This is a genomic window from Lysinibacillus sp. OF-1 (assembly GCF_028356935.1).
Lineage (GTDB): Bacteria > Bacillota > Bacilli > Bacillales_A > Planococcaceae > Lysinibacillus > Lysinibacillus fusiformis_D.
On sequence record NZ_CP102798.1, the window covers coordinates 4,557,886 to 4,581,510 of the forward strand.

General features: G+C 39.2%; 23 protein-coding genes and 1 other annotated feature. Of the genes, 3 read left to right on the forward strand and 20 right to left on the reverse strand.

Annotated features, from left to right (window positions below):
- Positions 1 to 2 precede the first annotated feature (2 nt).
- The 14 genes from rlmB to NV349_RS22495 all read right to left on the reverse strand — a co-directional run bounded on the left by rlmB (position 3) and on the right by NV349_RS22495 (position 14,675).
- The gene (gene rlmB / locus NV349_RS22430) at positions 3 to 755 is read right to left on the reverse strand and encodes a 23S rRNA (guanosine(2251)-2'-O)-methyltransferase RlmB (RefSeq protein WP_036123745.1); all 753 of its coding nucleotides are present in this window, start codon (positions 753 to 755) and stop codon (positions 3 to 5) included.
- Entirely contained in the window at positions 755 to 1,195 is a 441-nt protein-coding gene (locus tag NV349_RS22435; RefSeq protein WP_170829858.1) for a Mini-ribonuclease 3, read from the reverse strand. The genes rlmB and NV349_RS22435 overlap by 1 nt, the downstream gene beginning before the upstream one ends.
- On the reverse strand, positions 1,180 to 2,580 hold the full coding sequence (cysS, locus tag NV349_RS22440) for a cysteine--tRNA ligase (RefSeq protein WP_089933404.1): 1,401 nt from the start codon (positions 2,578 to 2,580) through the stop codon (positions 1,180 to 1,182). The genes NV349_RS22435 and cysS overlap by 16 nt, the downstream gene beginning before the upstream one ends.
- The gene (gene epsC, locus NV349_RS22445) at positions 2,577 to 3,227 is read right to left on the reverse strand and encodes a serine O-acetyltransferase EpsC (protein WP_036123753.1); all 651 of its coding nucleotides are present in this window, start codon (positions 3,225 to 3,227) and stop codon (positions 2,577 to 2,579) included. The genes cysS and epsC overlap by 4 nt, the downstream gene beginning before the upstream one ends.
- Positions 3,228 to 3,424: 197 nt before the next feature.
- Positions 3,425 to 3,644: a binding site (T-box leader), on the reverse strand.
- 50 nt (positions 3,645 to 3,694) lie between these two features.
- Complete coding sequence (gltX, locus tag NV349_RS22450) at positions 3,695 to 5,155, reverse strand: glutamate--tRNA ligase (protein WP_271911892.1); 1,461 nt, start codon at positions 5,153 to 5,155, stop codon at positions 3,695 to 3,697.
- Between the two features lie 90 nt (positions 5,156 to 5,245).
- The gene (gene ispF, locus NV349_RS22455; RefSeq protein WP_089933398.1) at positions 5,246 to 5,722 is read right to left on the reverse strand and encodes a 2-C-methyl-D-erythritol 2,4-cyclodiphosphate synthase; all 477 of its coding nucleotides are present in this window, start codon (positions 5,720 to 5,722) and stop codon (positions 5,246 to 5,248) included.
- 269 nt (positions 5,723 to 5,991) lie between these two features.
- Positions 5,992 to 6,687 (reverse strand): 2-C-methyl-D-erythritol 4-phosphate cytidylyltransferase, encoded by a 696-nt coding sequence (gene ispD / locus NV349_RS22460; RefSeq protein ID WP_271911893.1) that lies wholly within the window; start codon positions 6,685 to 6,687, stop codon positions 5,992 to 5,994.
- Positions 6,688 to 6,698: 11 nt separating this feature from the next.
- A complete protein-coding gene (locus NV349_RS22465) occupies positions 6,699 to 7,784 on the reverse strand; it encodes a PIN/TRAM domain-containing protein (RefSeq protein WP_036123784.1) in 1,086 nt (361 codons plus the stop codon).
- Positions 7,785 to 8,069: 285 nt separating this feature from the next.
- On the reverse strand, positions 8,070 to 9,446 hold the full coding sequence (gene radA, locus NV349_RS22470) for a DNA repair protein RadA (protein WP_036123854.1): 1,377 nt from the start codon (positions 9,444 to 9,446) through the stop codon (positions 8,070 to 8,072).
- A 91-nt stretch (positions 9,447 to 9,537) separates the two neighbouring features.
- The gene (locus NV349_RS22475) at positions 9,538 to 11,982 is read right to left on the reverse strand and encodes an ATP-dependent Clp protease ATP-binding subunit (protein ID WP_036123786.1); all 2,445 of its coding nucleotides are present in this window, start codon (positions 11,980 to 11,982) and stop codon (positions 9,538 to 9,540) included.
- On the reverse strand, positions 11,972 to 13,081 hold the full coding sequence (locus NV349_RS22480; protein ID WP_036123789.1) for a protein-arginine kinase McsB: 1,110 nt from the start codon (positions 13,079 to 13,081) through the stop codon (positions 11,972 to 11,974). The genes NV349_RS22475 and NV349_RS22480 overlap by 11 nt, the downstream gene beginning before the upstream one ends.
- Positions 13,078 to 13,620 carry a UvrB/UvrC motif-containing protein gene (locus NV349_RS22485; RefSeq protein ID WP_036123855.1) on the reverse strand — a complete coding sequence of 181 codons (543 nt, stop codon included), beginning with the start codon at positions 13,618 to 13,620 and terminating at the stop codon, positions 13,078 to 13,080. Before NV349_RS22485 ends, NV349_RS22480 begins: the two co-directional genes overlap by 4 nt.
- A gap of 13 nt (positions 13,621 to 13,633) precedes the next feature.
- On the reverse strand, positions 13,634 to 14,104 hold the full coding sequence (locus NV349_RS22490) for a CtsR family transcriptional regulator (RefSeq protein WP_058845128.1): 471 nt from the start codon (positions 14,102 to 14,104) through the stop codon (positions 13,634 to 13,636).
- Positions 14,105 to 14,369: 265 nt separating this feature from the next.
- Positions 14,370 to 14,675 carry a DUF4870 domain-containing protein gene (locus NV349_RS22495; RefSeq protein WP_036123796.1) on the reverse strand — a complete coding sequence of 102 codons (306 nt, stop codon included), beginning with the start codon at positions 14,673 to 14,675 and terminating at the stop codon, positions 14,370 to 14,372.
- A gap of 124 nt (positions 14,676 to 14,799) precedes the next feature.
- Here NV349_RS22495 and NV349_RS22500 point away from each other — a divergent pair, with 124 nt between their 5' ends.
- Both NV349_RS22500 and corA read left to right on the forward strand, forming a co-directional pair.
- Positions 14,800 to 15,483 carry a class I SAM-dependent methyltransferase gene (locus tag NV349_RS22500; RefSeq protein WP_271911897.1) on the forward strand — a complete coding sequence of 228 codons (684 nt, stop codon included), beginning with the start codon at positions 14,800 to 14,802 and terminating at the stop codon, positions 15,481 to 15,483.
- A 37-nt stretch (positions 15,484 to 15,520) separates the two neighbouring features.
- Entirely contained in the window at positions 15,521 to 16,483 is a 963-nt protein-coding gene (gene corA / locus NV349_RS22505) for a magnesium/cobalt transporter CorA (protein WP_036123803.1), read from the forward strand.
- Positions 16,484 to 16,533: 50 nt separating this feature from the next.
- On the opposite strand, the gene NV349_RS22510 is transcribed toward corA, so the two are convergent.
- Positions 16,534 to 16,743 carry a hypothetical protein gene (locus NV349_RS22510; RefSeq protein WP_036123806.1) on the reverse strand — a complete coding sequence of 70 codons (210 nt, stop codon included), beginning with the start codon at positions 16,741 to 16,743 and terminating at the stop codon, positions 16,534 to 16,536.
- A gap of 283 nt (positions 16,744 to 17,026) precedes the next feature.
- Between NV349_RS22510 and NV349_RS22515 the strand changes: the two genes are divergently transcribed.
- Positions 17,027 to 18,337 carry a globin-coupled sensor protein gene (locus NV349_RS22515; RefSeq protein ID WP_036123811.1) on the forward strand — a complete coding sequence of 437 codons (1,311 nt, stop codon included), beginning with the start codon at positions 17,027 to 17,029 and terminating at the stop codon, positions 18,335 to 18,337.
- Between the two features lie 44 nt (positions 18,338 to 18,381).
- Here the strand turns inward: NV349_RS22515 and NV349_RS22520 are convergent, their stop codons facing one another.
- The 5 genes from NV349_RS22520 to adh form a co-directional block, all read right to left on the reverse strand.
- Positions 18,382 to 18,861, reverse strand: coding sequence for an acyl-CoA thioesterase (locus NV349_RS22520; RefSeq protein WP_016992152.1), 480 nt, complete (start codon positions 18,859 to 18,861; stop codon positions 18,382 to 18,384).
- Between the two features lie 69 nt (positions 18,862 to 18,930).
- Positions 18,931 to 20,358 (reverse strand): aldehyde dehydrogenase family protein, encoded by a 1,428-nt coding sequence (locus NV349_RS22525; RefSeq protein WP_271911899.1) that lies wholly within the window; start codon positions 20,356 to 20,358, stop codon positions 18,931 to 18,933.
- 43 nt (positions 20,359 to 20,401) lie between these two features.
- Positions 20,402 to 21,370, reverse strand: coding sequence for a DUF4003 family protein (locus NV349_RS22530; protein WP_271911901.1), 969 nt, complete (start codon positions 21,368 to 21,370; stop codon positions 20,402 to 20,404).
- A gap of 332 nt (positions 21,371 to 21,702) precedes the next feature.
- Positions 21,703 to 22,062, reverse strand: coding sequence for a DUF779 domain-containing protein (locus NV349_RS22535; protein ID WP_036123819.1), 360 nt, complete (start codon positions 22,060 to 22,062; stop codon positions 21,703 to 21,705).
- 21 nt (positions 22,063 to 22,083) lie between these two features.
- On the reverse strand, positions 22,084 to 23,604 hold the full coding sequence (adh, locus tag NV349_RS22540) for an aldehyde dehydrogenase (RefSeq protein ID WP_036123825.1): 1,521 nt from the start codon (positions 23,602 to 23,604) through the stop codon (positions 22,084 to 22,086).
- Positions 23,605 to 23,625 lie beyond the last annotated feature (21 nt).

The window sequence follows — 23,625 nt, forward strand, 5'->3', positions numbered from 1 at the left end:
TGTTACTCATTCGCTTCTTGACGTTTACGATACACTTCATACATTAAAAGCGCTGCAGCAACTGATGCGTTTAATGATGTAACATGCCCAACCATTGGTAAGTGATATAAAAAATCGCATTTTTCTTTTAATAAACGACCCATTCCCTTGCCCTCACTGCCAATAATGATGGCTAACGGTAATGTGGCATCCATTTTTCGATAATCCACCGAGCCCTTCGCATCTGTACCAGCGATCCATACACCTCGTTCTTTTAGTTCATCAACCGTTTGAGCAAGATTGTTCACACGTACAACTGGAACATGTTCAATAGCACCTGTGGATGCTTTTGCCACTACAGCTGTTAAACTAACAGATCGACGCTTTGGAATAATAATACCATGTGCTCCGATAGCATCAGCCGTTCGCATAATAGACCCTAGATTATGAGGATCCTCTAGCTCGTCTAAAATTAGGAAAAAAGGATCTTCCTGTTTATTGGCTGCAGCTGCAAATAAATCCTCAAGTTCAGCATACTTATAAGCGGCAACAGATGCAACAATTCCTTGATGATTAGCACTCGATAATTGATCGACTTTCTTTTTTGGGACAAACTGAACTATTACACCACGTTCTCGGGCTAAATCTAGCAATTCATTCACACCAGATTTTTTGACACCTTCTGCAATCCATACTTTATTCATATCGCGGCCTGAACGAAGTGCTTCTAACACTGGGTTTTTACCGGCAATAATTTCACCATTTTGTTCTGCCATTATTTAGACACTCCCTTTGATTCCTCGATTATTTGAATAGCATATGCAATGATTTCATACACGCGTTCTAGTTCATTTAATAAATATAAACTACCAAGCACTGCCTCAAAGCCTGAGCTATTACGATAGGTTTGGACATCTGTATTTTTTGGTACAGAGCCGGATTTGGCATTGCGTCCACGACGGAACACAGCCAATTCCTCCTCTGTTAAATAATTTTCATCCATCATGCGATGAACGATCATAGATTGCGCTTTTGCTGAAACATAACGAGTTGCCTCTCGATGCAGCGTATTCGGCTTAACACGGCCAGAACGTAGCAAATGCTCACGTATTTTTTGTTCTAATACGGCATCCCCCATATAGGCTAATGCCAGCGCATTTAATTGCTTAACATCTTCATTGCGAAGTTTATCCAACTTTATTACCCTCGTTTCCATCTAGTTCCTTGTCGTGTATCTTCTAAAATGATACCCTGGGCTTGCAAATGGTCACGGATCTCATCAGAACGAGCAAAATCACGGTTTTTACGTGCCTCTACGCGCTCTTGTAGCAATGCTTCAATTTCTTCGTCTAATAGCTCTTCTTCTTTTACAAATTCAATACCTAAGACGTCGCCTACTACTTCAAAAGTTTCCATAAATGTTTCTAAAACTTTTTTGCAAGTATTTGCTTCATTTAAGTAAATATTAGCAATACGTGCTACCTCGAATAATACTGAAATAGCGTTTGCAGTATTAAAGTCATCATCCATTGCCTCTTCAAACTGTGCTTTTTGTTCAGCAATTTTGCTCAGCCATTCTTCCGAGTGATCACCTAAGCTTGCTGTAGTTGTAAGACGATGCTTCACATTATTGTAAGCTGTACGAATGCGTTCTAAGCCCGTTGCAGCAGCTTCTACTAAATCTTTAGCAAAGTTAATTGGGTGACGATAATGAACCGATAGCATAAAGAAACGTAGTATCTGTGGATTAATTTGTTTACGAATATCATTAACAAGAATGAAATTGCCAAGAGATTTAGACATCTTTTCATTATCGATATTAATATACCCGTTATGCATCCAATAACGTGCAAATGTTTTATCGTTATGTGCTTCTGATTGAGCAATTTCATTTTCATGGTGAGGGAAAGTTAAATCTTGCCCACCAGCATGAATATCAATAGTATCTCCTAAATGCTCACGAGCCATTACAGAACATTCAATATGCCAGCCTGGACGACCATCTCCCCATGGACTTTCCCAGAAGATCTCACCCGGCTTCGCAGCTTTCCATAAAGCAAAATCTAATGCATCATCTTTTTTCTCGCCTGCTTCAATACGAGCACCGATTTTTAAATCGTCTACTGATTGATGCGATAATTTACCATAGCCATCAAACTTACGTGTGCGATAATACACATCCCCAGCAGATTCATAAGCATAGCCTTTATCAATTAATACTTGAATAAATTGAATGATATCGTCCATATGCTCTGTTACACGTGGATGAACATCCGCTTTTTTGCACCCTAGTGCTGTAACATCCTCGAAGTACGCAGCAATAAAGCGCTCTGTTAATTCATGCACTTCTTCGCCTAACGCATTTGCTGCCTTAATGATTTTATCGTCTACATCCGTAAAATTGGATACGAATTTTACATCATAGCCTTTATATTGAAAATAACGGCGAACTGTATCATACACAATGACAGGACGTGAATTTCCAATATGGATATAGTTATAAACAGTCGGACCGCAGACATACATTTTAACTTTTCCTTCTTCTAGCGGTACGAAGGTTTCCTTTTGTCTTGTTAATGAGTTAAATATTTGAATACTCATTGTGTTTCTCTCTCCTTTTGTAAGCGTTCGATTTCCTGCTGCAATTCAGTGATTTGCTTCTCGAAAACTTGACAACGTTCTTCCACAGGATCAGGTATATTTTGATGATCTAGTTTTTTCTCTAGACGAACTCCATCCTTAATTACTATTTTACCAGGAATACCGACAACTGTAGCGTTTGGCGGTACTTCTTTTAAAACAACTGATCCCGCACCAATTTTACTATTCTCACCAATTGTGATAGAGCCTAATACTTTCGCGCCCGTTGCAACAAGCACATTGTCCTCTAACGTAGGGTGTCGTTTTCCTTTTTCTTTCCCTGTACCACCTAATGTTACACCTTGATACAAAGTAACATTATTACCAATTTCACATGTTTCACCAATGACAACACCCATACCATGGTCTATAAAGAAACGACGACCAATTTTTGCACCTGGGTGAATTTCAATCCCCGTAAAGAAACGGCTAATTTGCGAAATGGCACGAGCTATAAAATAAAAACGTCTTTTAAAGAACCAATGCGCCACTCGATGCGCCCATGTCGCATGCAAACCAGAATAGGTTAACACCACTTCAAATACACTACGCGCTGCTGGATCATTCTCAAAAATTGTTTCCACATCTTCCTTCATTCTTTTAAACACAAAAACTCCCCCTTTTCATGTTGGTCTTGCTCAAATCCTTTGAAATCCTACACACTAAAACGATAGCAATTGCCAATTTCCTTCAGATTCCCTGCGTAGATGATGTGGTATTGACGCCTCCTTGTAAATTAATGAAGCCTGCATCATTGCCTTTTTCTAAAAAATAAAAAGCGCCCCTATCATCCCCAAAAGGGAATGACAGAGACGCTTAAAATGCGTGGTTCCACTCTGTTTGAAGGCAAAGATGCCCTCCACTCTGGACGTTCTTTAACGGGAACGACTCGATAAAGCCTACTATAGTTCAGCTCTATGCTCAAAGGTGCATTTCAGTTTTGCCTGGGCTCAGACCACTTTCAGCCGGTGATGGTCCTCTCTTAAGAGCATGCGCCACTTACTTCTCCTTATCAACGCTTTTTCAATGTAAATACATTTTACAACGAAAGAATGGATTGTCAATAAATTTCTCTTTATTGGGCAAATTTTTCTACGCGGTCAATTGTTTTCTCTTTACCAATTAAACAAATCGCATTTGGTAACTCTGGTCCATGCGTTTCACCTGTTGTTACAACACGAATTGGCATAAATAGATTTTTACCTTTATGACCTGTTGCTTTTTGCACAGCTTTAATAGCAGCTTTTACTGCATCTGGTGTAAATTCTTCTAATTGATCAAGCTCTGCTTTAAATGCTGCCATTACTTCAGGCACTTGCTCTCCCGCTAAAACCTCTTTTGCTTCTTCATCATATTCAATATGGTCGTTAAAGAATAGGCTAGATAACTCCACAATCTCTGCCCCAAAGCTCATTTGATCGTGATAAAGTGCGATTAAATCCGTCGCCCATGCATATTGCTCTGCCGTAAGTTCTTCAGGTAATAGCTCTGCTTTTTGCAAGTGTGGTAAAGACAATGCTACGACTTCTTCTAAAGATAGTTTTTTAATATATTGATTATTCATCCATGTCAGCTTTTGCTTATCGAACATAGATGGTGATTTAGAAAGACGTTTTTCATCAAAGATTTTAATAAACTCTTCTTTCGAGAAGATCTCTTCTTCCCCTTCTGGAGACCATCCAAGTAGCGCAAAGAAGTTGAACATTGCTTCAGGAAGATATCCTAAATCTTTATATTGCGTGACAAATTGAATAATTGATTCATCACGTTTAGATAGCTTTTTACGATTTTCATTAATAATTAATGTCATATGACCGAAGCGTGGATATTCCCAGCCAAATGCATCAAAAATCATCATTTGCTTTGGCGTATTCGATAAATGCTCTTCTCCACGGAAAACATGCGAGATTTCCATAAAGTGATCGTCTAGCACAACCGCATAGTTATATGTTGGAATACCATTTGCTTTTACAAGTACCCAATCACCAATGTCTTTAGATTCAAATGTAACTGGTCCACGAACTAAATCTTCAAACTCATAAGTTACATTTTCAGGAACACGCATACGGATTGTATATGGCTCGCCCGCTGCTTCTTTAGCTGCGACTTCCTCTGCTGATAAGTGACGACATGTCCCATCATAAGTAGGAGCCGCTACACCCCTTGCTTTTTGTTCTTCACGTGATGCTTCAAGCTTTTCTGATGAACAGAAACATTTGTAAGCAACACCTTGTTCTAATAATTTCTCAGCGTGCTCTTTGTAAATATCAAGACGTTCCATTTGACGATAAGGCGCATAAGGTCCACCAATATCAATGGACTCATCATATTCAATACCTAACCATTTTAGGTTATCTAGCTGAGATGCTTCTCCGCCCTCTACATTACGTTCAATATCCGTATCTTCAATACGTACAATGAATTTACCGTTATGATGTTTTGCATATAAATAATTGAATAATGCTGTACGCGCTCCACCGATATGTAAAAAACCTGTTGGAGATGGCGCGTATCGAACGCGAACTTCTTTCGTCATATTAAAAGCCTCCTAAATTTTCGATCAAAAAATTGACTTTGTTCATTTTACCACTCTGTTACAGGAAATAAAAGCGGAGTTAATCCGCATTTATTTCTTCATCAATAGAATTGTGGCCATAGCCGCTATACCTTCCTCACGACCTGTAAAACCTAAACGTTCAGTTGTCGTTGCCTTTACATTGACTTGAGACGGCTCTGCATGGAGCAATTCAGCGATGCGATTTTGCATCTGTCCAATATAAGGCGCCATCTTGGGGCGCTGTGCCATAATTGTACAATCTACATTCCCTAGCACATAGCCTTTGTCCTCAACAATTTTCCAAATATACGCTAATAGTTTTGCTGAATCAGCGTCTTTAAAGGCTGGGTCCGTATCTGGAAAATGACGACCGATATCTCCCTCTCCAATTGCCCCTAGAGCTGCATCCGTAACCGTGTGTAAAAGAACATCTGCATCAGAATGCCCTACTAGCCCTTTTTCATGTGGAATCGTAATACCACCAATAATTAATGGACGACCTTCTTCAAATGCATGTACATCAAAACCTTGTCCAATTCGAAACATATAGAGAGACTACTTTAGCAAAACATGTGGATCAAACCAGCTCTTTGCCTGCTGTAAGCGCAGTCTCATTCACCTTCTTTCACTTTTATATTCACTCACTATTATACCCTCACATTTTAACATATTTCCTAGGAAATTGAGCTGATAGCAAATAGTGAGCATTTTCCCTCACTTACATCTCAGCATAAGCCTGCGTCTGGCTCTATAAACATTAGCTAAATCAAGATAAAATCCCATTAGCAACAATTGCCAATGAGATTTTTAGATTACTATTCGTTTATTTGCAATGCTCGTTTTCGTAAAATAGCTTCACCAAATATTAAATCTTCCTGTGTCGTCATTTTGACATTTTCATAGCTACTTTCTACAATATGCACTGCATGACCTAAGCGTTCAACTAGCATAGCTTCATCTGTACCAAGAAAGCCCACCTTCTCAGCAACATCCTCTGCCTCCACAATTAAATCAAATTGGAAGGCTTGTGGCGTTTGAATCATCCATAAGCTATCACGATCAACTGTTTCTTCGATAATACCATTACGAACCTTTTTCATTGTATCCTTCGCTCGAACCCCTGCAATAGCTGCCCCAAACTCATGAGCACTTTGTACAAGGCTAGCGATAATACCATGTGTAATAAAAGGCCGAGCTGCATCGTGGACAAGCACAATATCTACCTGCTGCATCTCTTTCATACATGAATGGACTGAATGCTGTCGCTCAGCACCGCCATCAGGTAAGCCCTTCACTTTTGTAATCTCAAATTGCTCTAGCAATTCTTGAATATAAGTACGTTCTTCTGGTTTTACAGCCAGCCAAATACCAGTGCAAAAAGGATCTTGTTGAAACACTTCTAGCGTGTGGATCAGAATAGGCTTCTCTAAAAGTTTTAAAAACAATTTATTTTGTCCCGCACCCATGCGTTTTCCGCTTCCTGCCGCAGGTAGTACTACTTCATATTGCATTTTTCCACATCCTAATCGTCCTTCGGCTTGGCAAATATCATTCGACCCGCTGATGTTTGCAGCACACTCGTTACTGTCACAGTAATGGCCTGTCCGATATAACTACGACCACCTTCAACAACAATCATTGTTCCATCATCTAAATAGGCAACCCCTTGATTATGCTCTTTACCATCCTTGATGACCACAACCTGCATATCTTCACCTGGGATTACAACAGGCTTCACCGCATTCGCTAAATCATTAATATTTAATACTTTCACATGATGGAGCTCACAGACTTTATTCAAGTTAAAATCATTTGTGACAATCTGTGTGTCATTCCCCATTTTCTTTGCAAGACGTACAAGCTTTAAATCCACCTCTTGTACATCCTCAAAATCTTCATCCGTAATTTCCACTTTGGTCTTACGTTCATCTTGTAATTTTCTTAAAATATCTAATCCACGACGTCCTCTTGTACGTTTTAACGTATCGGAAGAATCGGCAATATGCTGCAGCTCTGTAAGGACAAATTGAGGTACGACTAAGACTCCTTCTATGAAGCCAGTTCCAGAAATATCAGCAATACGACCATCAATAATAACGCTCGTATCTAACAGCTTATAACTCCCACGTATTTCTTGAATTTCAGCACCTTCAGCAGCCTTTTTCTTTGTATTATTACTACGTAAAGTAAAAAGCTGTATTAATTCATCTCTTTTTCTAAAACCTAAACGGAACCCTAAATAACCTAATACAAATGACAGAATAATAGGGAGTACTTCTGTAATTACAGGGAATTGCACACTATCGATGGCGAAGCCTAAAAAATAAGCTACAATCAGTCCCATGATTAAACCAAGCGTACCAAAAAATAAATCACCGATAGGCACCTTAAACAGGACCTCTTCCATCCAGCTAATGAGCTTCACAAAATAATCGGAAAATGCAAAAGACAGTGTAAATAGTAAAAGCGCGCCTAATGCTACTGATACGTAAGGATTATCTAGCCAAGGATTAGATGATAAATGAAGCAATTCGTATAATGGCGGTAAGAAAACAAGGCCCAATGCTCCTCCAATCAGTAAAAAGGCAATTTGAACAAATTTTTTCACAAGCTGTCACCTCCTATTGTTAGTTAAGATTATACATAGTTTACTGTAGAAAATCCTTCATGAGCTCATCAAATTATCATTATTTTTGATGTTCATTCACAGGGACAAATCATTTAGACATCATTCTTTCCAACCTCTATCTTACTGTGTTTTCGATGACACTCTTGCATGACTTTATCCTGCTATTATCTAGGACGCCTATCCCCTTACTTGAGTTTCCGATTTTAACGTTAAAAATGACGGAAAATGCATGTCAGAATGGTATCCAACATGCACAATTTCCCTTTACAACTCTCTAAAGCATGCATTTAATGCATCTTTGATCGTTTCTACTCCGACAATTTCTATTCCCTGTGGAAAATCCCAACCACCAATATTGGAGGCAGGTATGAAAGCTCTTTTAAACCCAAGCTTTGCCGCTTCAATAACACGCTGTTCAATCCGTGATACTCGACGTACCTCACCTGTCAGCCCTACTTCACCAATAAAGCAGTCCGTTGCTCGCACAGCTTGATCTTTAAAGCTTGAGACAATACTTGTCAACACCGCTAAATCAATTGCTGGCTCATCCAATTTGACACCACCAGCCACTTTAATATATGCGTCCTGAGCTTGTAGCATGAGGCCCATCCGTTTTTCTAGCACTGCCATTAGCAATTGCACTCGGTTTTGATCGACACCAGTTGCCATACGTTTAGGGTAATTAAAGCTTGTAGGTGTTACTAAAGATTGAATTTCAACAAGGATGGGTCTTGTCCCCTCCATTGATGCAACAATAGTGGATCCCGCTGCTCCTTGTGACCGCTCCTGCAAAAATAATTCAGAAGGATTCAGCACTTCCTTTAATCCCCCTTGAAGCATTTCAAATATCGCAATTTCATTGGTAGAGCCGAAGCGGTTTTTTTGGCTGCGTAGAATACGATGATTATGATGTCTTTCTCCTTCAAAATATAACACTGTATCAACCATATGCTCTAAAATACGAGGTCCGGCAATTTGCCCCTCTTTTGTTACATGCCCGACCAAGAAAATAGCAATGCCTTTTGTCTTGGCGATTCGCATCAGTTCTGCCGTACATTCACGAACTTGCGATACACTACCTGGTGCACTTGTTACTTCTGGATGAAAGACGGTTTGTATGGAATCGACAATGACAAATTTCGGTTGTACTTCATCAATGGTTTGGTTTAAAAATTCGAGATTCGTCTCGGAATATATGTAAAGCTCTTGAGAAACCACTCCTAGACGCTCTGCTCGTAATTTTGTTTGACGAATGGACTCCTCTCCAGAAATATAAAGCACACGATGCCCTTTATTCGAAAGTAATGCTGAAACTTGTAGTAATAGTGTAGATTTCCCAATCCCCGGATCTCCCCCGATTAATACGAGCGAACCGGGTACAATACCGCCACCCAATACGCGATTCAGTTCGCCCATTTCCGTCGCTACACGGGATTCTTCAGTCGCTTCGACCTGAATAATTGGGAGAGCCTTTTGGGTAACTGTAGCAGAATGCTGGAATGCTCCTCGTGGTCCCTTTGCGACCATCTCAACTTCTTCCACCATCTTATTCCATTCTCCACACCCTGGACATCTTCCCATCCATTTTGCAGTTTCATAGCCACAGCCTGAACATACAAACTTTGTTTTTTTCTTTGCCAAATTGCTTTCACCTCGAATATTTGTTCTTATCATTAATTGTACAGAAAAAAAGACAGCTTGGCACTTAAAGCCTCGCTGTCTTTGCATAAAATTATTTAGAGATGGATACTCCCTCTTTTTTCTTTACAATAAACTCACCGTCTACATAATCAATGATTACCTGATTACCCTTCTCTACATTACCTTTCAGTAATTCTTCTGATAATCGATCCTCTACTTGTTTTTGTAATGCACGGCGTAACGGACGAGCACCATATTGAGGGTCATAGCCTTCCTCAGCAATTTTCTCAAGTGCTGCATCAGTTAGCTCCAACGAAATATCTTGCTCTTTTAAGCGTTTTGTTAGTGCATTGCCCATCATTGCAATGATTTCTTTTAAATGCTCTTTATCTAATGCGTGGAAGACAATCATTTCATCGATACGGTTTAAGAACTCTGGACGGAATGCCTTTTTCAATTCTTCTAGCATCGTACCCTTCATATCTTTATGCTTAGATTCTGCTCCACCTACATTGAAACCAAGGCTCTTTTGATATTTTAAAGCATCGGCACCAACGTTTGAAGTCATAATGACTACTGTATTACGGAAGTCTACTACACGGCCCTTAGAATCTGTTAAACGGCCATCTTCAAGAACTTGCAGTAGAATATTGAAAACATCTGGATGTGCTTTTTCAATTTCATCTAATAATACAACCGAGTATGGTTTACGGCGAACCTTTTCAGTCAATTGACCACCATCATCAAAGCCCACATAGCCTGGAGGTGAACCTACTAAACGAGAAGTCGAATGCTTCTCCATGTACTCAGACATATCGACACGAATCATCGCATCTTCATCGCCAAACATCACTTCAGCAAGTGCTCTTGCCAACTCTGTTTTACCAACACCTGTAGGTCCTAAGAAAATGAATGAGCCGATTGGTCGTTTTGGATCTTTTAAGCCTGCTCTTGCACGACGGATCGCACGAGAAATCGCTTCTACCGCTTCTCCTTGCCCTACTACACGTTTGTGTAACTCTTCTTCAAGTTGTAATAACTTCGAAGATTCCTCGGAAGCAATTTTAGCTACTGGGATTCCTGTCCACATTGATACAACTGCTGCAACATCATCCACAGTCACTTTAGATTCCGCTTTGCCTTGCTCTTCTTTCCAATTTTTTCGTGTAGCTTCAATTTCATCTTTCAGCTTTTGCTCTGTGTCTCTTAGAGAGGCTGCCTTTTCAAATTCTTGGCCTGATACGGCTGCATTTTTTTCAGAGCGCACATTTTCAAGTTTATCTTCAAGTGCCTTTAAGTTTGGTGGCACTGCAAATGAACGTAAGCGGACTTTAGAACCTGCCTCGTCGATTAAGTCAATTGCTTTATCTGGTAAGAATCGGTCTGAAATATATCTGTCACTCATTTTAGCCGCTGCTTCAATCGCTTCATCTGTAATTTTTACACGGTGATGCGCTTCATAACGGTCACGTAAGCCTTGAATAATTAGAATCGCTTCTTCCACTGTTGGTTCATCCACTTGGATTGGTTGGAAGCGACGCTCTAATGCTGCATCCTTTTCAATATATTTGCGGTACTCGTCTAATGTTGTTGCACCAATACATTGAAGCTCACCGCGTGCTAAAGATGGTTTTAAAATATTGGAGGCATCAATCGCACCTTCTGCACCACCTGCACCGATTAATGTATGCAATTCATCGATGAATAAAATGATGTTGCCGGCTTGGCGAATTTCATCCATCACCTTTTTCAAACGATCTTCAAATTCACCACGATATTTAGTACCTGCAACAACCGTCCCCATATCTAAAGTCATGACACGTTTGTCACGTAGGATTTCTGGTACTTCATTATGGATAATTTGCTGTGCTAACCCTTCAGCAATCGCTGTTTTACCAACACCTGGCTCACCAATCAATACAGGGTTATTTTTCGTACGACGCGATAACACTTCAATCACACGTGTAATTTCCTTGCTTCGACCAATAACAGGGTCTAATGTGCCTTCACGTGCAATTTGTGTTAAATCACGTGCTAAGCTATCTAAAGTTGGGGTATTGGCAGCTTGAGCTGCTTGTTGCCCAGATTGTGCATTATCGTTGTTACCTAATAGCAATAATACTTGCTGACGTGCTTTATTTAAGCCGACACCCGCATTGTTTAAGACGCGAGCTGCCACGCCTTCACCTTCACGAATAAGCGCTAATAATAAGTGCTCTGTGCCGATATACGAGTGACCTAATTTACGTGATTCATCCACAGATAGTTCAATTACTTTCTTAGCTCTTGGCGTATAGTGAACAATTGGGCCGACATCTTCTTTACCTTTACCAACTAATTCCTCAATACCAGCTTCAATCATTTGAGGACTAATATCAATGGCTTCTAACGCTTTCGCAGCAATACCGCCGCCTTCACGTATAAGCCCTAATAGAATGTGCTCTGTTCCAATAGATTCGTGCTTCCAACGAATAGCCTCTTCCTGAGCAAGCTGTAATACTTTTTGCGCGCGTTGTGTAAAACGATTAAACATCATATAAATCCTCTCCTTTTTCCCCATTTATAGGCTTATTCGCATATTCTTGAGATAATGCCTCACGGAGCATTTCCGCTCGGACACGATCCCGTTCAGCAGGGGGCAATGCCTCACCTGCATAGTGCTGTAAAAAACCTGGTTGCATACTAACAACACATTCATTTAAGGTTGTTGCTTGAATCCCATCAATTAACTGTAGATCTACTCCTAAACGAACATTAGATAGACAGGTAGCGGCTTCCTCACTTGTTAGAATTCTCGCATGTGTAAGGGTACCTAAAGCCCGATATACTCTATCTTCTAGAGCAAGCTCTGCCTTTTCCATCAACTTCCCTCTTGCGTGTCGCTCTTTTTGGATAATCTTTTCAGCGACACTTTGTATGTCTGCTAAAATGTCTTCTTCTGTCTTCCCAAGTGTAATTTGATTCGACACTTGATAAACATTTCCTAAATTTTCGCTGCCTTCTCCATATATACCTCTTACAGTCATTCCTAAGCGAGTCATGGCATTAATAATTTGATTCATTTGCCCGGTTAATGTCAGTGCGGGTAGATGCATCATGACCGATGCGCGAAGACCCGTGCCAATATTCGTCGGACAACTTGTTAAATAGCCAAAAGTATCTCGAAAGGCATACGGTAATACTTTCTCTAGGATACGATCAATTTTATTTGCTTGTTCATAGGCACTTTGAAGTTGAAAGCTTGCTGTCATACATTGAATGCGTAAATGATCCTCTTCATTCACCATAATGCTAACGGATTCATCTTCAGAAAGAAGTATGGAGCCTACTTGCTCTTTTTTAGCAAGCTGTGGACTAATCAAATGCTTTTCTACAAGAATTTGACGCTGTAGAGGCGTTAAATCCTTAATAGCAAAATAAGCATAATCATTTTGAAGCGTTGGGCTATCACTTAGTGCATGTGTAACTGCCTGTTCCACCTGCAGTGCCTCATTCTCTGAGAAAGCTAATGGAAATCGATAGCCATCTAAATTTCGAGCAAGGCGAATACGTGTACTAATGACAATATCTGAATAATCATCCTTGATATGCATCCACGTTGGGGTCGCACGCTCTAAAAATGAATCAATCATCATGACACATCACCACCTTCAAATTGTAGATGCTTCTCTAGCTCTTTAACTTCATCACGGAGCTTCGCCGCCTCCTCAAATTGTTCTTCTGCTACAGCGGCCTTCATACGCTTGCGGATATCCTCTATTTGCTTTTTAATGACATACACATTACTGCGAGCACCAGGCATTTTACCAATGTGTTGAGGGCCTGCCTGTATGCGATTAAAGAGCTTAGGCAAATGCTCACTAAAGGTGTCATAACAGCTCGGGCATCCAAATTTACCTTCTTTTAAAAATTGTTTATACGAAAATCCACATTGTGGGCATGTTTGCTGTTGTGGTTGAACTTGTTGTTTTTCCCCCACCTTTTGCCATGTAGGCGAGCCGAACCAGTTCGACAATAGCTGTTGAATAGACACTGGCTCTTGTTTAAACTCTGCATGAAATGGATGGAACTGTGAGGCGCAGACGTCACAATAATGGTGCTCCACCTTTTGCCCATTTTGAACTTGTGTTACTGTAACTGTCGCATTACGTTGTTTACAATGTTCGCATATCATTTCCATCACCTCACTATTTTTGCTGTTCATATTTGATTGTTGTCAGCATTGCTCGCAAGATCTTTGCTCGAATAGTATCTCTTAAAGGGAGATGTAAATCGATTGTGGAGCGATCAATTGCTGCTAACATTAATTTCGCTTCTCGTTTTGAAATTACCTGCTCATCGATGAGCCGATATACTAAATCTTCTGCCATCGTTTGAGATGCTCCACCTTCTATTTGTCTGAGAACATCGTCGATTAAATCAATCTGTGAATGCGCGCGGACACGTAAAATTCGTATGTACCCACCACCACCACGTTTGCTCTCAACAAGGTAACCTCGCTCGGCAGTAAATCTTGTATTAATTACATAATTTATTTGTGATGGCACACATTGAAATTTATCAGCAATCTCACTCCGTTTAATTTCAATATGCCCTTCTCCACCTAATTCAAGTACTTGCTTTAAGTAACCTTCTATGATGTCTGATATATTACGCATTTTAGGAATACACCTCGCTTGCTTCACTGACTTTGACTATCTTTGACTTTCTTTTAGTATATTATACAAAACGCTTCAAAAAAATTGCAATGATTTCGCCCATAGAAAAGTGAAAAGTCTTAAAATGCCTATTTTAGTACGAAAAACAGCACTTTTTCAGTTAAAACTGCGCGGGTTATAATTTGCTCATATACCTAATGTACCCTTATTAGTCATAGAAAAAACGCAAGCATATGCAACTAGCATATACTTGCGTCTATGAAAATTATACCCAACGACCAACAATTGGATAACGCCAAGGCTCATCAGACAATGCTTTTACGATACCGATAATTGGTACAACAAATAACATGATGCCGAAAATGATTAAAAACGGTAACCCAATAAGAACAAAACTTAAAACAACTGAGATAGCGATTAAAATACCCATAACAATTTGGAAGAGCAATGCTTGAATAGAAATCGCCTTCACTTCCTCATCCGAACTAATTAAGAAGAAAATAATAGGTACTAACCATGGCGCAAAAAATGCACTTGCGTGTATGATTACTTTAGACCATTTAGTCTCCATATATATCAACCCTTTCTTTGTACTTTGTCTATGTTTTATGTACTACTATTTACGGAACTATACCCGTAATAGTTTCACATTAAATAAGATTTATTAAATTTTTTTTGGAAGGCTGTGATGAGAGATGGAATTTAACAACACATTAGCAAACGAATATGAAAAGGGTATTCGTCGTACATTGCCAAGCTATGATGCCATGCTACGTTTAATACAAACCTTTTATCATTCCACACTCCCAGATAAAGCTGATATGTTAATTGTGGGTGCAGGAAGCGGCAATGAAATTTTACAGCTTGCAGATGGAAGGCCCGACTGGTCATTCACAGGTATTGATCCATCAGAGTCCATGCTCAGCATAGCAAAGGAACGTCTACACACTCTACCCAATACGCTGTCTTTCCACCAAGGAACAATACTAGGTACTCAATTACCCTCCATAAAATACGATGCAGCAAGTTGTGTTCTCGTTCTGCATTTTATTCTGGGTTATGAAGAAAAGCTATCTACATTAGAAGAAATCGCAAGACATTTAAAGCCTGGAGCACCGTTTGTCCTTGTCTCGAAATATGGTCAGCCCGGCTCTTTAGAAACTGAACTACAATTTGATTTATGGCGTTCCTATTGGCTACAACATACAAAGCTTTCTGCATCTGATGTAGCAGAGATGGAAAAATCCATTCGCTCCCTTTCGTTTATGCGTGAAGAGGATATTTTAACACTGCTACAAAAGGCGGGCTTTACAAAACCTTCTAGATTTTTTGCCACTACTTTATTTGCTGGTTGGGTATGCTTTAAAGAGGGGCACTAAATAAATATTTTGTAGTAAATAATTTGAGGTGAAAACCGTGATAAGCACCATTGGTATTACAAAACAACAACAATTACTAAAAGATTTTCCATTGGAAGTTATACATCAGCAAGAATTTGAATGGTATTGGGTTGATTTTAATTGCCCTACAGCCGAAGAAGAATCATTATTAGATACATTTTTCCATTTCCATCCGCTTGCTATTGAAGATTGCTTAATGCGATTACAGCGCCCAAAGCTCGATTTCTATGATGATTTTCATTTCTTTGTTATTCATCGAGTAAATGAAGAGAACCTTGCTGCAGAAGAGGTTAATATTTTTGCCTCCAATAAATTTATTGTGACGTTCCATAAAAACCCTGTTCCTGAAATAGATAAGGTACAAAAGATACTAGCAAGCCAACCAAAGAATTGGGAACGGGGAACGGTTTATTTAACATATCAAACAATTGATAAAATCGTGGATAGCTATTTCCCTCTTGTTTATAAAATTGAAGATCATCTTAATGCACTTGAAGGCGAACTTACATACCAAAGCAACGTAAATGCCATGAAGATTGTCTTCGAATTCCGTAGTGACTTACTTGACCTAAGACGCACTATTTTACCGATGCGAGATCTTTTATATCGAATTCTTAATTCTTACCGTTTTTCTTTAAACAAATCAGAAAGAGCTTATTTCGGAGATATTTATGACCATCTCATTAAACTAACTGAAATGGTTGAATCCAATCGAGAACTGACAGCGGATATGCGTGATAGCTATATGGCTATGAGCTCAAGTCGCATGAACGGTATTATGATGACTTTAACCATTGTATCAACTATCTTTATCCCGCTTACTTTTATTGCTGGTGTATATGGCATGAACTTTGATAACATGCCTGAGCTTCATGGCCATTACAGCTATTTTATTGTACTAGGCTCCATGATTATTATTGCGATCTTTATGCTAGCTATCTTTAAACATAAAGGCTGGTTTAAATTATTTAAACCATAAAAAAAGCTGCTCGTTTTGTCATGAAACGAGCAGTCTCCTTTTTCAAGAAGTTAATAGGGTCCCCTATCATCAATTTTATTATCACCTTGCTGCGGAAATAAAAAGTATGCTAGTACGCCTGATCCCAAAGTTGCACAGATTGTAATTAATAATCGCTCAACAGAGGGTACCTCAGCATAATAGTTTCGTAACATATAAACAGAGCCAATTGCGACAATAACCATGACTGGGATGACAAATTTAAAACGCTTTTTCTCCATATAATACCTCCTCTACTCCTTTTTTACGTACAGTCTCTATCTTGCTAAACAGTTCGTATTTTACAGGTTTCCTATTTTAAATTCAAATTTACTTCGCTTCACTAATTGAACTGACAATAAAGTAAAAAAATAAAGAAATAACCAAATTTTTAACCAAATATTCAGCAAATAATAGTAAAATAGATTTAATACCAATTATTTATCAAATTTACAAACCTAACAAATTTCAAAAGGCTTTTTTACTTACAATTTATTATGGATATTAGGAATGGAGCAAATAATAATGAGTTGGTTTTCCAAAAACAGTAGTGCTAACTATTCAATTACATTAACACCTGAAAATTTTAAGAATGATGTTCGACTAGATGTATCGAACTACCCGAATCTTCAAAAACAATTGCAACTTTTAAATTTAACAGTAGACGATTTAGCAATCATTAAACAACTACAACCGCTTGCAAAGGATCTCATCCCTGCAATGGTGGAGCAATTTTATGCTGCCATTAGTTTGAGCCAAGATCTAATCGATATTATTAATAGAACATCACATATTGACCGTTTGAAAATTACATTACATAAACATTTAAGTGATATTTTTGAGAGTCATATAAATGATGCCTACATTGCCGAAAGAAAGGCAATTGCCGAGACTCACGTGCGAATTGGTTTACAATCCAAATGGTATATTGCCTCATTCCAATCACTCACTTCTACATTCACAAATTTTGTGAGCGAAGTGGACATCTCAAAACAAGATGCCATTCGTGCCATAAATGCTTTTTGTAAAATCATTAATTTCGAGCAACAGCTTGTGATTGAGGCCTATGAAAATGAAGAAGAACGCATTCGCTCAGTGGCTGATGCAACAAAAAACTCTCTTGTTACAACCATTCAGAGTACAGCAGAGGAGCTCAACTCTATTAGTGAAGAAACAGCAGCATCACTATTGGTTATTTCCTCGCAGACAGATGATATTGCTGTGGCGACAAAGCAAGGATTAAGCTTCGTAGCAGATACCCAAGAAAAATCAAGACGTGGTCAACTGCAGCTTAAAGAACAAAATGATTTAATCCAAGTCATTTTACAAAGTGTCAACAGTCTGGAGGTAACGATGAATCAGCTACGTACCTCTTCTCAGAAAATTTCTGAGATTGTTGGACTTGTTACAGGTATTGCTGATCAAACCAATTTATTAGCCTTAAATGCTTCCATCGAGGCTGCTCGAGCTGGAGAACATGGGAAAGGTTTCGCGGTGGTGGCTGAGGAAGTACGCAAGCTTGCTGAGGAAACAAAAAATGCCGTACAAAATGTTTCACACCTCATTAAAGAAACAGAAAGCAATATTACAACGATGGCCAATTCCGTTCTTAATGTGGATCAAAAAATTCAGCACAGTGTCAATACACAAGAGAATTTATCCAAGTCATTTAATGATATTGCCGATGCTGTTTCTGGCATTCAACAGCAATATGTCAACACATCAAGAGATATTTCAGCCATCTCTAATCTAATTACTGAATTATCACAGGGAGCTACGCTCGTTTCTTCTTCTTCTGACTCTCTTATTAATGTAGTTAATGAACTAAATATGTAAAATGAAAGGGAAATTCACTTTTAAAAGCGAATTTCCCTTTCTCCTTAATGTGGTAATGCACGTTTTTGCTTACGGTGCTCTCGTCTTGCTGGCCCTGTTTCAAACAAACGTTTTTCTTCATCTGTTTCAGGATAAATCGCAGGAACTGGTACTGGTTTCCCTTCCTCATTTACTGCAACCATCGTAACAAAGGATTCTGTCGTTAATTTTTCCTCGCCAGTCTCAATATTACGAGAAACAACACGAACGTAAACTTCCATAGAAGAACGTCCTGTAGACGAAACAATACTCTCGATTTCAAGAATATCCCCTACATGTGCAGCCGATAAAAAATCAACCGAATCAATAGAGGCTGTAACTACGAGTCCCTTCGCATGTTTCATTGCTGTAATAGCAGCGATTTCATCAATATAAGCTAACACTCTTCCACCGAAAATAGAATTGTGATTATTTGTGTCTGGGGGTAATACGAGACGCGATTGAACCGTACGTGATTGGCTCATTGGTACAGCGTTGTTTGGCATAATACTTGCAACTTCCCTTCATGTAATGTTCTTTCGTCATCGTATCGCAGAAGAAGAGCTGATGCAAATTTAGAATGATTTTTTCATCGAAATAAATTTCATATCGCTCATTTCCTCAATGGCCCACTTAATTCCTTCTCGTCCATAACCACTCATCTTCACACCACCATATGGCATGTTATCTACCCTGAATGTCGGAATATCATTAATAATGACAGCACCAGCCTGTAATTCGTCTGCTGCATATAAGGCATCTGACAATATATTCGTGTAAATACCCGCATTTAGACCAAGGTCCGACTCGTTCACAAGTCGAATCGCGTCGTCTAATGTTTCATATGAAACAATTGAGACGATTGGTGCGAATGTTTCCTGACAGACAATTTTCATGTCAGCTGTTACATTCGTCATAACTGTTGGTGTTAGAGTACGTTCTGTAAATTCGCCACCTGTTGCAATAACTGCCCCTTGTTCTTGCGCTTCCTCAACCCACGCTCGGATACGTTCTACCTCATTTGGATTAATCATGGCACTGACATCTGTCTTTGTATCTAACGGGTCTCCTACTATAAGTTTTTTCGTTTCTTCAACGAATGCTTCAGTAAATTCATCAATGATGGACGAATGCACATAAATACGTTGTAACGAAATACATACTTGTCCAGCAAAGTTGAAAGCACCGCTTACGCAACGACTAACAATTTTATGAATTGGCGTCGATGGTTCGACAATTACGGCTGCATTAGAACCTAGTTCTAACGTTATTTTACGCAAACCGACCTTTTCTTTAATGCTCAAACCAACTTTACTACTGCCTGTAAAGGTTACTTTTTTGACGTATGGATGCGTAACAAGTGTATCACTAAGCTCGCCACCACTTCCTGTTACGATCTGCAACGCGCCATCAGGTAATCCTGCTTCACGAAAAATTTCAGCCATCACAATAGCACTTAACGGCGTTTGTGTTGCTGGCTTTAATACAACCGTATTACCTACTGCAAATGCTGGGCCTAATTTATGTGCCACTAAATTGAATGGAAAATTAAACGGCGTAATGGCTGAGATTACACCTAATGGTTCTCGTTTTGTCCAGCCTATACGATCTCCAGCTCCAGGTGCTGCATCCATCGGAACAGTCTCACCCTTAGACTGTTTAGCTCCCTCTGCCGCAAATTGATAGGTTGCGATTGTACGATCCATTTCGGCTAATCCTGCTACTATAGGCTTCCCTGCCTCTAATGCTAAAATTTCAGCAAATTCTTCTTTACGTTGTCGCATAATCTCAACAACTTTATATAATATTTCGGCACGTTCGTAGGCTGTAGTCTTTTTAAACGATTGGAATGCCTGCTGTGCACCTTCGATAGCTCTCTCTACATCTTGTATCGATGCTTTTGCTACCTGAGCAATAACCTCACCACTATACGGAGATGTTAGCTCATAGCTTTCCTTGGCATCTTGCCACTGACCATTCATCCATAGTTTTGTTTCCTTCATCCTTCAAATGCACCTCCAAATAATCAAGTTCTCCTTTATTCTATCATGAAGAACTTGAACTTGATGCAATAGCAGCTGCACTAACCGCAGCTATCATCGCTGCTTGCTGTGCTTGGATTAATAATTCAATGGAAGACATAATGGTCATGGACAAAGATTTTTGCACCTTCGCCATATCATAAATAGCGATTTGTACAGCCATAAAGAGAACAAATTCACGGTGCCATTTTAATAATTTCAAGTCCTTTAATTCATGATATAAATCAATAATATCTTGAAGCTGTGCTTTAGTAAGACTTAGTATGGCTAAAAAGCCGAGTAAAGGATAATGCATAGCCTTGACCTTTACAATTTGGTTTTTGAGTGTATCACGGAGTGCCACAACATTTGGTGCTAGATTAACATCAAATTGTGGGGATAAAAATGTTAATACCTGTGATAGCCACTGTAGTTCATTACCAGCATTAAAATTATATGTTCGTAATTCTTTATAATATCGATTCATTGTTTCCGCCCGTAGCTCAACATCATCAGATGGACTACTCAATAACACTGCATAAGGAATGTCCTCATAAGATGTTAAAAATGGATGATGTTTACGAATAGCATCGAATAAAGTTCTAGCTGCCTGTGCATGTGCTTTTTTATTTTGTTCATCCTCAGTCAAAAACTGTGCTCCGATATAGCTGAAATTGCCGCTTCTAAATTTTGCTTCCTTCAAGATACTCACGTTTGTAAGTAAATTCTCGACTGCCTTTTCAGTATCTTCTTGCTCCAATAAATTGGCGGCAATACTATACCCAACTGTTGTTCGTAAAGGGGACATCCACGAGGATTGCTTCTTCATCTCTTGCAGAACATTTTTATATCTTATTGCATCAAAAGTTTTTCCTGACGCTACAAATTTACTAGCAATCGCTAAAACAATTTTACGATCGACTGTCCAACCAGCAGCCTTTGATACATCCTCAACTGTATTTGTAAGTTCATTTTCAATCAGCGCGTAATCCATATTTAGCACACTCCTTTACCCATTTTACGTGACAATCTGTGAGAAAGATTCAATCCTCTTTGTAACAATTAACATAAAAAGTAAACTTAATTTAATGTATGTTACTTCATTTATCTGATTTAATAGGAAATATTAACAGCTATAAAAGGAGGTCTTGAGGATGATAGCAAAAACCACAAGAAAACTATTATTTACCGTCACCTTAAAGGATCGATTAAATTTATTCCTATTTTTAAGAAATTCATCAACTAATATCGCTTTACATACTCTATTCCACAAAAATTAATATAAAAAACAGCGGCAAATTTTTCTGCCGCTGTACTATCCTTCATTTAAATTAACCCTAGTTCTCGTAACTCCTCAGATGTGAAGGCTCTTGACCTTGTTAGGAAACGTTTTCCCTCTACGCCCTCTAATGAGAACATGCCTCCTCTGCCCGCAACAACATCCAATATGATTTGTGTATGCTTCCAGTAATCATATTGATTTTTGTGCATGTAGAAAGGCGCACCACCAATCTCTCCAAGGCATACATCCTGATCTCCTAATAGCAAATCACCTTCTGGATAGCACATTGGCGAGGAGCCATCACAGCATCCGCCGGACTGATGAAACATCACAGGTCCATGTTTATCTTTTAATAGATTGATTAGTGCCAGCGCTTCTTCTGTAGCTAGTACACGTTCAACCACGCTCATGCACCTCCCTACAAATTAGAAGAAACCAAGTTTGTTTTCGCTGTAGCTAACTAATAGGTTTTTCGTTTGTTGGTAATGCGCTAACATCATTTTGTGATTTTCACGACCAACACCTGACATTTTATAGCCGCCAAATGCAGCATGTGCCGGATAAGCATGGTAACAGTTTGTCCAAACACGACCTGCTTGAATTTCACGACCGAAGCGATAAGCTGTATTAATATCTCTCGTCCAAACGCCAGAACCTAAGCCATATAATGTATCATTAGCAATTTCTAGTGCTTCCTCTTTTGTTTTAAACGTTGTTACAGCAACAACTGGTCCGAAAATTTCCTCTTGGAAAATACGCATTTTATTATTTCCCTTGAAGACTGTCGGTTTAATGTAGTAGCCATTTTCGAAGCCCTCGCCTACATTATTTTTCTCGCCACCAATTAGGCATTGTGCACCCTCTTGCTTACCAATATCTAAATAAGAAAGAATTTTTTCCATTTGCTCACTTGAAGCCTGCGCACCCATCATTGTGTTTGGATCAAGCGGATTGCCCACTTTAATGGCTTCTACACGCTGTAGTACACGCTCCATAAATTTATCGTATATAGATTCCTGGATCAGTGCACGTGAAGGACATGTACATACTTCTCCTTGATTGAGAGCAAATAGTACGAAGCCCTCTACTGCTTTATCTAAAAAGGCATCATCTTTATCCATAATATCTTCAAAGAAGATATTTGGTGATTTACCGCCCAATTCTAATGTAACGGGAATAAGATTTTGAGAAGCATATTGCATAATTAAACGACCTGTCGTCGTCTCACCTGTGAAGGCAATTTTACCAATGCGAGGATTGGATGCAAGCGGTTTCCCTGCTTCTAAGCCAAATCCATTCACAACATTAATAACTCCTGGTGGTAATAAATCTTCTATTAATTCCACAAGCACCATAATAGATGCTGGTGTTTGCTCTGCAGGTTTTAATACGACACAGTTCCCAGCTGCAAGTGCTGGTGCGAGCTTCCATACTGCCATTAATAGTGGGAAGTTCCAAGGGATGATTTGACCCACTACACCAATCGGCTCATGGAAGTGATAAGCAACTGTATCGTTATCAATTTGGCTAACGGAACCTTCTTGAGCACGTAAGACTCCAGCAAAATAACGGAAATGATCAATTGCAAGAGGGATATCTGCATTTAATGTTTCGCGCACCGCTTTACCGTTATCCCATGTTTCAGCAACGGCTAGCTTTTCTAGATTTTCCTCAATACGGTCCGCAATTTTAAGTAAAATGTTTGCACGTTCTGTTGGTGATGTTTTGCCCCATGCATCTTTAGCAGCATGTGCTGCATCGAGTGCATGTTCAATATCCTCAGCTGTGGAACGTGCTACTTGTGTAAAAACTTGTCCAGTAACAGGAGTGACGTTATCAAAGTATTGACCTTTCACTGGGGGTGTCCATTCGCCACCAATATAATTATCATATTTCTGTTTGAATTGAACTACCGATCCTTCAGTGTTTGGAAATGCATAAACCATTTTACTTCTCCCCTTTACACA